The sequence below is a fragment of the uncultured Sphingomonas sp. genome, assembly GCF_913777625.1.
Taxonomy (GTDB): Bacteria; Pseudomonadota; Alphaproteobacteria; order Sphingomonadales; family Sphingomonadaceae; genus Sphingomonas.
The window spans coordinates 12,766-24,801 of record NZ_CAJYTI010000019.1 but is presented as its reverse complement, the minus strand read 5'-3'; the positions used below and the strand labels follow the sequence as shown (position 1 = coordinate 24,801).

At 67.2% G+C, this 12,036-nt stretch carries 11 protein-coding genes; 8 read left to right on the top strand and 3 right to left on the bottom strand.

The window, feature by feature from the left end:
- Positions 1-96: 96 nt before the first annotated feature.
- Positions 97-993, bottom strand: a complete 897-nt coding sequence (locus tag QZ814_RS09785; protein WP_294331457.1) for an MBL fold metallo-hydrolase — start codon at positions 991-993, stop codon at positions 97-99.
- Between the two features lie 134 nt (positions 994-1,127).
- Here QZ814_RS09785 and QZ814_RS09780 point away from each other — a divergent pair, with 134 nt between their 5' ends.
- The 3 genes from QZ814_RS09780 (at position 1,128) to QZ814_RS09770 (ending at position 3,745) form a co-directional block, all read left to right on the top strand.
- Complete coding sequence (locus QZ814_RS09780) at positions 1,128-2,072, top strand: sterol desaturase family protein (protein ID WP_294331454.1); 945 nt, start codon at positions 1,128-1,130, stop codon at positions 2,070-2,072.
- Entirely contained in the window at positions 2,069-2,563 is a 495-nt protein-coding gene (locus QZ814_RS09775) for a hypothetical protein (protein ID WP_294331452.1), read from the top strand. Before QZ814_RS09780 ends, QZ814_RS09775 begins: the two co-directional genes overlap by 4 nt.
- Positions 2,564-2,629: 66 nt before the next feature.
- Positions 2,630-3,745 (top strand): pectinesterase family protein, encoded by a 1,116-nt coding sequence (locus QZ814_RS09770; RefSeq protein WP_294331451.1) that lies wholly within the window; start codon positions 2,630-2,632, stop codon positions 3,743-3,745.
- A gap of 31 nt (positions 3,746-3,776) precedes the next feature.
- Here QZ814_RS09770 and QZ814_RS09765 read toward each other — a convergent pair whose 3' ends face one another.
- Both QZ814_RS09765 and QZ814_RS09760 read right to left on the bottom strand, forming a co-directional pair.
- Positions 3,777-5,237, bottom strand: coding sequence for a hypothetical protein (locus QZ814_RS09765; protein WP_294331448.1), 1,461 nt, complete (start codon positions 5,235-5,237; stop codon positions 3,777-3,779).
- 97 nt (positions 5,238-5,334) lie between these two features.
- Positions 5,335-6,420, bottom strand: coding sequence for a class I SAM-dependent methyltransferase (locus QZ814_RS09760; protein WP_294331446.1), 1,086 nt, complete (start codon positions 6,418-6,420; stop codon positions 5,335-5,337).
- Positions 6,421-6,687: 267 nt separating this feature from the next.
- On the opposite strand from QZ814_RS09760, the gene QZ814_RS09755 reads away from it, so the two are divergent.
- The 5 genes from QZ814_RS09755 to QZ814_RS09735 all read left to right on the top strand — a co-directional run bounded on the left by QZ814_RS09755 (position 6,688) and on the right by QZ814_RS09735 (position 11,928).
- A complete protein-coding gene (locus tag QZ814_RS09755; RefSeq protein WP_294331444.1) occupies positions 6,688-7,743 on the top strand; it encodes a Gfo/Idh/MocA family oxidoreductase in 1,056 nt (351 codons plus the stop codon).
- 37 nt (positions 7,744-7,780) lie between these two features.
- Complete coding sequence (locus tag QZ814_RS09750; RefSeq protein WP_294331441.1) at positions 7,781-8,929, top strand: hypothetical protein; 1,149 nt, start codon at positions 7,781-7,783, stop codon at positions 8,927-8,929.
- A gap of 17 nt (positions 8,930-8,946) precedes the next feature.
- The gene (locus QZ814_RS09745; RefSeq protein ID WP_294331440.1) at positions 8,947-10,041 is read left to right on the top strand and encodes an FkbM family methyltransferase; all 1,095 of its coding nucleotides are present in this window, start codon (positions 8,947-8,949) and stop codon (positions 10,039-10,041) included.
- A gap of 55 nt (positions 10,042-10,096) precedes the next feature.
- Entirely contained in the window at positions 10,097-10,927 is an 831-nt protein-coding gene (locus tag QZ814_RS09740) for a class I SAM-dependent methyltransferase (protein ID WP_294331438.1), read from the top strand.
- A gap of 62 nt (positions 10,928-10,989) precedes the next feature.
- Positions 10,990-11,928, top strand: a complete 939-nt coding sequence (locus QZ814_RS09735; protein ID WP_294331437.1) for a fatty acid desaturase — start codon at positions 10,990-10,992, stop codon at positions 11,926-11,928.
- Positions 11,929-12,036: the final 108 nt, after the last annotated feature.

The window sequence follows — 12,036 nt, the reverse complement described above, 5'->3', positions numbered from 1 at the left end:
CTTTGACCGTCCTGCCAGCGAAAGCCGGCATCTCTCCCCAAATGCCGTTCGCTCGCGGCGGGAGACCCCGGCTTTCGCTGGAGTGACGGGAACGAGTCAGTCGTTCGGCCGCGCCGGTACCGGATAGACGATGAAATCCGCGTGCCGGTCGACCACCGGCACCGGCCCCGCCTTCGCCACGGCGGCACGCAGTTGCTCGATGGCGGACGGCGCGAGCGGCAGCGGATGCTCGTCCGGATGGGCGGGTGCTTCCATCCCGTAATCCTTCCCCGGCGTCGTCGTCATCTCGATATGCGCGCCGAGCAGCGCCCGGATCGGATGTGTCTTCGCGAACACCGCCAGCCGCGCGGCACTGGCGCGAAAATCGTCGAAATGGTTCAGCGGCACATAGAGCCGCCCCGGATAGAGCATGTCCCCCGAAAAGAGCAGCCGGGTGCGCGCGTCGTAGACCATGATGTGGGCCGGCTGGTGGCCCGGCGTCGCCAGCACGTCGAGCATCCGCCCGCCCAGATCGAAGCGCGCCACGTCGCGCGGCCAATCGGCGAAATGGAAGAACGCCGCCACCTCGGCGGGCTTGAGGCCGACCACGTCCGTTTCCGGCCGCGCCCGGAACTCGTCGTCGCCGGCATGATGGTCGCCATGGCCGTGCGAATGGGCGACGACCAGCCGGATCGGCCGGCCGCCATGCTTCGCCCGCCAGTCCGCGATCAGCCGGTCGACCGTGGGCCGAACCTGCAGCCCGCCCGCGCCGGTATCGAGCAGCAGCGCCCGCTCGCGGCCGAAGATCAGATAGAGGAAGGGCGCCTCGAAATTGGTCTTCACCGATTGGCGGATCACATAGGTATCGCCGTCGATCGCCTGCACCTGCGTCTCCGGCTCCTGCGCCGCCGTGCCGTTGATCCAGGGCGCGAACACGAGCGGTTTGGGGTCCGCCGCGCCGAGCAGCAGGGTGGCGCCGAGCGCGAGCGAGCAGGCCTGTCGAAATCCGATCATGGGCCCATGCTGGCCTGCCGATCCGCCCCTGCCAAGCGGCCAAATCGCCCGCTACGTCAAACGACTTACGGCGCACCGCCAGCCTTTCGGTCATCCTTCCAGCATCGGAATCACTGCGAGGACCGGGCGCGATCATGGATGCAGCCACTGCGTACGCGAACGAGGGGGCCGGCGTGGAAGGCGGCCCGATCAAGCGCTTCGTTTTCACCTGGTTCCAGCCCGCGGTGCTGCTCGCGATGGTGCTGTTCTGGACGCTGGCGCCGGATTCGATCGCCAAGGCCTCGGTCGCGGTCGGCATCGGCATCGTCTTCAAGCTCACCCTGCTCGGCATGGAGCGGATCAGCGAGCGCCACGCGCATTGGCGGCTGACCTGGAAGGAACTGGTCAGCGATCTGTTCTACGTGGCGCTCGGTTACACGCTGATCAAATATGCGGGAAAGCATTTCGGCGACGAGCCGATCATCGATGCGATCAAGCATTATTTCCACATCAAGACCGCTTGGGCGGGCCATCTGCCGCTGCTGGTGCAGGCGCTGGCGATCCTGCTGATCTTCGATTTCTGCCAATATTGGATGCATCGCGGCATGCACAACTGGACGCCGCTGTGGCTCACCCATGCGCCGCACCACCACATCACCCAGCTCAACGCACTGAAGGGGTCGGTGGGCAACCCGATCGAGCTGTTCCTGATCGGCCTCAGCCTCGACGGCTTTTTCGACTTCCTGCCGCGCGCCGCCCTGCTCGCCGGCGCCATCGGCATGGCGGTCGGCGCCTATACCCATGCCAATATCCGCTTCAACACGCCGCGCTGGTGGTCCTTCCTGTTCAACACGGTCGAGCATCACAGCCTGCACCACTCGCCCGATTACGACAGCAGCCGGACCAATTACGCCAACACCTTCATCTTCATCGACCGGATCTTCGGCACCTGCGTCGATTCGGAATCGAAGCAGGTCGGCCTCGACGACTGCCGCCGGCTGGGGATCCGCGAACAGATGGTCTATCCGTTCCGTCCGGTGATCGGCTGGGCGAAGCGGCTGCGCGCGCCGCGCCTCGCCGACGCGGTGCCCGCCGAATGAGCAGGCGAGGCTGGTCGCCGCTGCGCGGGATCGACGGCATCTGGCATGTCCGCGGATCGCTGCCGTTGGCGGACTCGCCCTTCGCGCACGACCCGTTCGCGGCGCTGGCGCCGGTGTTCGAGCAGCGCGGCACCACGCTGGAGCGCGCGCCCGGCCAGCTGGTGTTCCACAAGGACAATCCCGATGCGCAGGACAAGCTCGCCGCGTTCGAGCACGGCACGCTGTCGATCGAGCCCAGCGACGACGGCCCGGTGCTGCGCTACGACCTGACCAGCCACCCGCTGCTCTGGTGCTTCCTTGCCCCCATTCCCTTCGCCGCGCTGGCCTTCGCGGTCCAGGCGATGCGGATCCAGGGCTATAGCTTCGCCGGCATCTTCGCGGCGCTTTATCTCGCGGGCCGCTGGATCGAGCAGCGCCAGGTGCGCCGCCTGTTGCGCGCCCGCCTCTTGCCGGCAGAAGAGCCGGTGCCGGACGAGCCCGTCCCCGCCTGACCCCGCCCCGCTGGCCCTTCCGCGCAACCCCGGCTAGGCTGGCGGAAACAGGGGAGGATGGCGAGAATGGCGACCAGGCTTTTGGCGGCCGCCGCACTGCTTGCGCTGGCCGGCGGCGCTACCGCCGCGCAGGCGGAGCAGCTCTATCGCGTGGCGCAGGATTGCGGCGGCAAACCCCGCTGCTTCGCCAGCGTGCAGGCCGCGCTCGATGCCGCCGCCGAAGATCGCTCGCGCGACTGGATCATCATCGCCATCGGCCCCGGCAGCTATCGCGAGAAGCCCGTGATCCGCCGCGATCGCCTGCGGCTCGTCGGTGCGGGCGCGGACAAGACCCGCGTGGTGTTCAATGCCGTCGCCCAGACCGCCGGGCACTATGACCCCGCCAATTGGGGCACGCCCGGATCCGCGACGCTGACGATCCGCGCGCGCGACGTCGACGTCTCCGACCTGACGGTGGAGAATGACTTCGACTATCTCGCCAATGATGCGCTGCCCGAGGGCGATCCCCGCAAGCTGGGTGCCCCGCAGGCGGTCGCGCTGCTGCTCGACACCGAGAGCGACCGCGTGCGGTTCGATCGCGTCTCGGTGCTCGGCTATCAGGACACGCTGTTCACCCGCGGGCGCCGGGCCTGGTTCCGCGATGGGCTGATCGCGGGGAACATCGATTTCATCTTCGGCGATGGAATGCTGCTGATCGAGGAGAGCGAGATCCGGTCGCGCCGGCGCGCGGGCGCCACGCCGCCGGACGGCTTCGCCTCGTTCGTCACCGCCCCCTCCACGCCGATTACGCAGCCGCTCGGCATCGTGCTCTACCGGTCGCACCTCACCCGCGAGGCAGGCGTGGCGGACGGATCGGTGGCGCTGGGCCGCCCCTGGCATCCGACGACACGCTTCGCGGACGGCCGTTATGCGGATCCGAACGCCGTCGGTCAGGCGGTCTTCCTCGACTGCACGATGGACGCGCATATCCATCCCGCCCACTGGACGAGCATGGCCGGCACCGCCCGCGACGGCACCAAGACCGCGCTGTTCCGCCCGGAAGACTCGCGCTTCGCGGAAAGCGGCTCCACGGGTCCGGGCGCCCGCCACACCCCGCTGGCGATCCGCTGGAACACCCCGCCGACGATCGTTGCGGTGCGGGGCGTGCTCTTCGATCAGTGGATGGACATGAAGGCCCCCTAGGGCCGTAGGGAGCGCCCCGCCCCCTCGCCCGCTATTGGTCGAGGGCTTCGGCCCAGGCCGCGCGCAGATGCTGTTCCACCAAGGTGGCTTGTGCCGTCATGTCGCCATAGCGGGCGGCGAGTGCCTGGGCGAACTGGCCCCGATCACGGCGGCGCTCGGCCTCGACCAGCTGCAGCGACAGGTCGACGAACTGCGCGGCGTCGCGCGCTTTCAGCTGTTCGTCGCGCAGCGTGAGCACCAGCTGCATCTCGCTGTCCGGCGCGGGCGTCATCCACACCACCGGCACGCCGTGCGCCTGCGCCTCCAGGCAGGCATTGCCGCCCGGGAAGGGGAAGGTATCGAGGAAGACGTCGATCGCCTCGCTGACGAGATGGCCGTCGATGAACTCGTCGTAGAGGATGATACGATCGCCGACCGGCGATGCCGATCTGCGCTCCACGATCATCGCGATCGAGCCGGTCCCGCCGGCGAAGAAGATCGCCTGCGGATCGCGCGCCAGGATCGCCTCGACGATCGCCATATAGTCGGGCGTGATCTTGGCCATGCGGCCGTAGAAGCCGTAGATCACGCTCGGCTGCGGGACCCCGGAACCGGCGCACAGCACCGCCCGCAGCGCATCGACCTGTTCCTGCGGCCGCGCCGCGCGGTGGAAGACGGCGGCGGTGTTGCGCGGCGTCTCGTGCATCGCCACCCGCGCGTCGAACAGGCCCTCGGACGGCTTGGTGATGCCGAGAAAGGCCAGGTCGAGCTCCGGAATCGCCCAGGGCGCGAAGCCGTTCTCGTGAAACGCCTGGACCCGGCACGGGCGTTGCTGGAGCACCATCGTCGCGACCGCACAATTGCTGTCGGCGATCAGGATGTCGATTGCGTCCGCTTCGAGCTGGGCGACGATCGCCTCGGTCATCTGCGACGGTGTCGGGCGGCTCAAGTCTCGCACCCGGAGGCCGGTTTCCGCGGCGAAGTCCCACAGATTCTGGACGGGCTGCTTGATGCAGTAGAGGAATGGCCAGTCGCCCGGATCACGGATCTCGTGCTGGCCGAGCATCAGCGAGACGGTCGTCTTGGCCACCGCATTCGTGCTGAACAGGTCGCTTGTCTCGGACAGAACGGCGATGCGCGGAACACCCTCGGTGGCGGGACGCGGCGGCTGCTTCGGGAAATGTTGCGCCAGATAGTGCGCGAACGGCACGACCACATCGGTGTTGAACCGCTTCAGCTCGGTCAGGTTCTGGGTGCCGCGCCACAACAGGATGTGGACGAGCGTGTAGAGGTCCGCCGCCCGATCGACGTCGCTCCGATCGATGAGGAAGCGTGGAAAGAGCATCGTGAAATCGCGATACAGCGCCTCGAGCATCGTCCGCTCGCCCTGCTGCACGGCGGGCCACCCGACCTGCTGCATCACCGCGCAGACCGCAGCGCGCAGTTCCTCGGGCCAGGGGCCGCCAGGAAGCCCCTGCGGCAGCCATGCGAAGCGAAGCGGCCGTTCCGACATGCGCGTAGCGTTGCTGGCAATCATGGCCCGAAGGGTAAAGGAAACTGCTTAAGGACCGGTTACGGACGGGGTGGCATCCCGTCCTGCGCGCCCCCTCTCATGCGCGCTGCAGGAACAGGCAATCCCCGGCGACGAAGGCGCGCGCGACCTTGTCGCCCCAGCGCGCGAGCAGTGCGTTCCCCGCCTCCTTGGGTCCGTCCCCATATCGCCAGTTATAGTCGTCGATCACCACCCATCCGCCCGGCACGACCAGCGACGACCAGAGCGTCACATCCTCTTCGGCCGCCGCCCGGTCATGATTGCCGTCGATGTGCAGCAACGCGATCCCGCCGGCCGGCTGCAGCGCCTTTGCCGGCTTCAGCAGGCGGACCGGCTCGCCGTCTGCCGCGCCCCGATAGATTGCATGGCCGGAGACAGACGGCGTGCGGTACACCGTCATCGCGCCAGCCGGCGCCAGCGCCGCGAACGTCGCCTCGAAGGCAAGGGCGACGCGTTCCAGCCCGGCAGCACGGGTATAGTTCTGCAGGGCGACCGGCAGATCCTGCTGCGCACCGGCATCCGAGCACCAAGGATCGAACACGAAAAGCCGGCGTTCGGCCGCGCCGAGTGCACGGCCGGCAAGCAGCACGCTCGCGGAGCGGCCGAACAGCGACCCGATCTCGACAATGTCGCCGTCCGGCGCATCGAGCAGGCAGGCCAGCAGCGCCGCCAGCTTCGCGTCATAGGATTCGCCGAACAGATCGAAGGCAAGCCGAATGACCCCGGCGAGGAAGGGCAGGGTCGGCTGCGGCTGTTCCGGCATCAGGGCAGCAATGAAGCGCGCCCATTGCTCGGCGCGCGCGAAAATGTCGTCCCACCGCTCGAATTCCACTTCCAGCGCCGAGCGGTTGATGATCCGCACGTCCCCCAGGTCCCGTTCGCGCAGCAGGTCGCGCAACGCGGCATGGACGACATGCGCCGAGGCATGGATGCGGGTGATGCCGTGTGCACGCACCAGATCGAGAAATGCCTCGGCAAAGCCCGGCTCGCTGACCAGCGGCAGCTTGACCCAGGGCGCGCGCCCGCAAGTCGGATCGCCGGCATCGCACGACGCCGTCACCACCGCTTCGCCCCGCTCCAGCGCCTGCTTGAGATAGGCCCGGCCATCGGGGGTGGAGACGGGAAAGACCAGGGTAACGGACATCAACTTCATCCTTAACGCCGCCGCTGCGGCTCTCCCATTATAGCGCCCTTGCCTCCCGTTGGGCGTCGGGTGGCGCCGGACCGCGCGTTGCCGCGATCGATCTACCGACGGTTTCGCCATGAGACCGCCACATCCCGCTGCAGCGGATTTGTGTCCCGTTCTGGCGCATCTCCTATAATGGTTGCTGAGGTGCAGCGCGCGCGTCCCCGCGGGGTCGGTGTGCGCGGCGAGCATGTACGAGATGAGTCACAGGAGCGAGACGTCGCGATGACGAAGTCGGCCATCGTCGTGATCGGCCCGGGCCTGATGGGCCGGAAGCACATCCAGATGATCCAGGACCATCCGCACTGCGCGCTGGCCGGGATCGTCACGCCCAGGTGCGCCACCAGCCGCGACATCGGCGAGCGCCATCCGGATACGCCGATTTTCGACGACCTGGCGGCGTGTCTCGCCGCGGGCGCGCCCGATGGCGTGATCATCTCCTCGCCCAACGAATTCCATTATGAACAGGCGAAACTGTGCATTGAACGCCAAATCCCGGTGCTGATCGAAAAGCCGATCACCCCGCAGCATGACGAAGCCGCGCATCTGGTGGAACTCGCCGAGCGGCACGGGGCGAAGGTCCTGGTCGGCCACCACCGCGTCCATTCGCCGCTGCTCACCACCGCAAAGGCGGTGATCGACAGCGGCCGGCTCGGTCGGCTGGTCGCGATTCAGGGCAGCGCGATCTTCTACAAGCCGGCGGACTATTTCGAAGCGGGTCCCTGGCGCACCCAGCCCGGCGGCGGCCCGATCCTGATCAACCTGATCCACGAGATCGGCATCATGCGCACGCTGTGCGGGGAAATCGCCGCGGTGCAGGCGATCGCGTCCAACCGGGTCCGCGGGTTCGCGGTCGAGGATACCGTGGCGATCAACCTGCAGTTCCGCAGCGGCGCGCTGGGCACCTTCCTCCTCTCGGACACCGGCGCGTCGGCGCATAGCTGGGAGCAGACGTCGCGCGAGAATCCGGTCTATCCCAGCTATCCCGATGCGGACTGCTACAGCGTCACCGGCACGCTGGGCTCGCTCGAGTTTCCCACCATGCGGCTGCGGGCGCACCCGACGCCGCAATCCGCCTCCTGGCACGTGCCGATGGTGGAAGAGGTCGTGCCGGTCACCCGCGAGGATCCGCTCGCACGCCAGCTTGAGAATTTCCTGGAGGTGATCCGGGGCGTCGCGGATCCGATCGTGCCCGCGTTCGACGGCGCCCAGAATGTACGGGTGGCAGAGGCGATCCACCGCTCGTCCCAGACAGGGTCGCTGGTGGGGCTGGACGCCTGATGCTCCCCGCACCAATCCGTGAAAGGCTGACCGTCTGATGGGCGTTGCCGTCCTCCTCGACACCAATGCCGCGTCTGCGCCGATCTACCGGTATCTCGTCGATGCCGGCCATGACGTGCACGTTGTCGGAGACAAGCCGGACAATGCGCTCGCCAAGTCCGCCGCCAACTATGTCCAGCTCGATTATTCGGACGTCGCGGCAGTGACGGCGCTGGTCGAGCGGCTGGGTGCGGACTTCCTGCTGCCCGGGTGCAACGACCTCTCCTACGAGACTTGTGCCGCGATCGCGGCCACACGCCCCTTCCCCGGCATCGACCCGGTCGACACGGTCCGCACCCTCGGCAACAAGCAGGATTTCCGCCGATACGCGGAAGCCGCCGGGATCCCCGCGCCTCGCCGGATCGCCGAGGCGGATGCGGGGTCGGCCGGTGCGGTGATCGTCAAGCCCGCGGACGCCTTTAGCGGGCGTGGCATGACGACCCTGAAAGCACCGTCGGCAGAGGATCTCGCTGCGGCGATCGAGCGGGCAAAGGCATTCTCGCGCAGCGGCGCCTGCCTCGTCGAGGAATTCGTCGAGGGGCAGCTATACAGCCACTCCGCCTTTCTCGGCGCGAACGGCATCCTCGTCGATTTCTTCGTCGAGGAGCACGGCTCGATCAACCCGTTCGCAGTCGACACGAGCTATGTCGTTCAGCACTTCGATCCTGTGCTGGGGGACAAGCTACGCGCCTCGATCGCGCAGATCGCGCAGGACCTGCAGCTGACCACCGGCCTGATCCATACCCAGTTCATCGCCGATGGCGACCGGTTCTGGATCATCGAGATCACCCGCCGCTGCCCCGGCGACCTGTACAGCCAGCTGATCGCGAGCTCGACCGGCTTCAATTATGCCGAAAACTATGCCCGCCCGTTCCTAGGCGAAGCGTTCGAGGGGCACCCCCAAAGCTATCGTCCGATCCTGCGGCACACGGTCGCGCTGCGCGCGCCGCAAGTGTTCGAGGGGCTGCAATTCCATCAGCCCGTCGAGATCGAGCGGTTCGTCTCGCTCGCACTTGCCGGCGATACCATCGCGGAAAGCCCGTTCGGGCGCATCGGCATCCTGTTCGCACGGGCACGGGATACCGAGGATCTCCAGGCGTTGATGCGCACAACCCTGGCCGGCGATCTATATTCGGTACTGGGCTAGCATCGATGGGCGAGATCATGAGCAAGCAGGATTTCACCTCGGCGCTGGATGCCGCGATCGCTGCCCCCGCGGCCAACCAGCCGCTGGCACGGGAGATTGTGACCGGTGCATCGAACCGTCCCTGCTACGCGGTCGGGCGGAATACCGACACGTTGAGCCTGATCGGACGGGTACGTCTGGACGGGATCGTCGACGATTTTGCCCCGCCCGGCACCTCGTGGCACGGGCTTGCGGCGGTCGGCATGGCGCAGCTGCCCGCCGATGCCGTGGTCATCAACTGCAGTACGTCGATCAGTCCGGTCGCCGTCGAGCAGCGCCTTGCCGAGACCGGCATCCGTTCGGTCCTCTCGATCGCGGACCTGGCAGCAGCTTCGGAGGGCGCGATCCCGCACGCCGCGATGGTGCGCGAGCAGCGTGAGGACTGGCAGCGCTTCGCGCCCGAATGGGCCGAGCTGTTCGACACGCTGGCGGACGACAGCTCGCGTCAGACGCTGCTCGATGTCCTGCGCTACCGACTGACCGCGAACACGGCGTTCATGCGCGCGTATACCGTGCGCACCGACGAGCAATATTTCGAGCCCTTTCTCGATCTGCGATCGGAAGTGTTCGTCGACGCCGGCGGCTTCGATGGCGACACAACCGAGGAATTCTGCCGCCGCTGCCCCGATTATCGCCAGGTCCACCTGTTCGAACCCTCGGCCCGCAACCTCCGCGCCGCCGAAGCTCGGCTGGCGGGGCACCGCGACATCCTGTTCCATTCCCAGGCGCTGTCCGATGGGGTGGGGCAGATCCGCTTCGACGCGGACGCGGGATCCTCGTCCGCCGTCACCAGCGGCGGCGGCGATGTGGTCGCGATGACCACGCTCGATCGTGCGATCCCCGGCCCGGTCAGCGTCATCAAGATGGATCTCGAAGGCTGGGAGCTGAAGGCGCTGGCCGGAAGCGCGCAGCATATCCGCCGAGACCGGCCCAAGCTGGCGATCGCCGTGTATCACCGCGCGAGCGACTTTCGCGACGTCTGGCGACAGGTGCGCGCGCTGCATCCGGACTACCGGATTTTCCTCCGACACTACACCCAGGGCTGGTCCGAGACGGTGATGTTCTTCGTCTAGCCCCGCCCCGCGCCCATCAACACATCGCATGTCGACGCAACATCGGATTTCGCCCATGACCGTTCAGCAAGCTGCCGCCGACCTTCTGCCGATCAGCGATCCCGTCGCGCTGCGCCAATATTACGAGAACCAGGCGGCCGGCATCATCACGATCAAGCCGAAGGTGCTTTTCCAGAAGATCGAGGCGGGCAATGCCGGCCCCGTGCCGATGAAGATCAACGTGCCCTCCAGCGGGATCGGCAGCGTGACGCTGCTGGAGGCGACGGCGCTCGTCTCGATCGTCAAGCTGATCCAGCCCGCCAGGATCTTCGAGTTCGGCACCTTTCTCGGCTATTCCACCGCGCTGCTCGTCGAAAACTCAGACGCTGCATGCGCCATCTACTCGCTCGACCTGGGGGAAAGCCATGCCGGCGGGAAGGCGCTCGATTCCTATGCCGATGCCGACCTGCGGCGCGACGCCACGATCAACGACGCCTATCTGCGTGACGTGCAGCGCGCAGGCACCCCGCGCTACCTCGGCGGCCTTGCCGATGCCGACGCGGCGCGGCTGACCCTGCTGAAGCAGGACAGCCGCCAGTTCGACCCCGCAGCGCACGGGCTGGTCGGCACCGTCGACCTCGTGTTCGTCGATGGCGGGCATGACATCGGCACCGTCGCGATCGACACCGCCAATGCCCGCACGATGCTCGGCGACAGCGGGGTGATCGTCTGGCACGACTTCAACTCGGCGATCCACGGCGACGTGACGACCTTCGTCAACGCGCTCGCCGCGGCCGAGCCGGTTCTCCACATCCAGCACACGATGATGGCGATGCTGCTCGTCGGCGACATCGGCCGCGAATTTCTGCGCATCGGCGTCGAAAGCAGCGCCGGAGAAGCTGCCTGATGACGACCATCGATGGCGCGAACCTCGGGCTCAGGCTTCTAGATAGAGAGGAGTATCGCCGCTTGACCACCAAGCGGGATAGCCTCGCCGCGCTGTTGATCGCGATCCGCATCGCGTTCCACGGGTCGTTGCTCGCGGTGGGCACGCTGCTGTTCACGCGGGGCCATCTCCTGGCTTCGTTGCTGGTGCTGATCCCGCATTTCCTGACCTGGTCGTTCCTCGGCTGGGCAGGCATCGGCCACGAACTTTTCCACCGCACCGTCTTCACCCGGCGCTGGCCCAACGTGCTGCTGTTCCGGCTGTTCTCGATCCTGACCTGGAGCAACTATGGCTATTTCGAGGTAACGCACCCGCAGCATCACCGAACCCCGCTCGGGGAAAAGGACCTCGAGGCCTCGCCGCAGGAGCGCCTCACCTGGCTGGGCACGCTGGCGCTGCTGACCATCGACATCCCCGCAATCTGGCGGCGGCTTCGCGTCCTCGCGTTGAACGCTGCAGGAACGATCCCCGCCGGCCGTTTCGCGCGCGTGTTCGCACCAGGGTCGCGCGAGGCGATCCAGCTGCGCAACGGTGCGCGCGCGGTGCTTGCGGGTCAGGCGCTGATCCTTGCGACATGCCTCGCATGGGGTTCGCCCTATCTCGCGCTCGCCCTCTGCCTGGCGCCGTTCTGCCTGACCTTTCCGAACCGGACGCTGGCCGCCCTCCAGCACTTCAACCTGTCGCCGGACGCGGGGCGTGGAAGCTTCGACGCCTCGACCCGCACCGTGGTTCTGGATCCGATCACCGGCTTCTTCTACGCGGACATGCAATACCATCTGGAGCACCATCAATTCCCGGCGATCCCGCATTACAACCTGCGGGAAGTCCACGCGATCTTCCGGCGCCAGGGTGGGCATCGCCATATCGAGCACGGCTATTGGAGCGGGCTGAAGCTGCTGGCGCGCGAGGGATTCTTCACCGGCGGGCCGGTGCAAAAGATGCCCTTCGGACGCCGGCTCTGACTCGTTCTGGACACTAGTGTGGGACCTGCGGAGCGCTCCGAGGCCGCGTGCCGATCCCCGAACCTTCGGATCCGTCGTGCGCCCGCACCGATCGACCCATCCGATCGT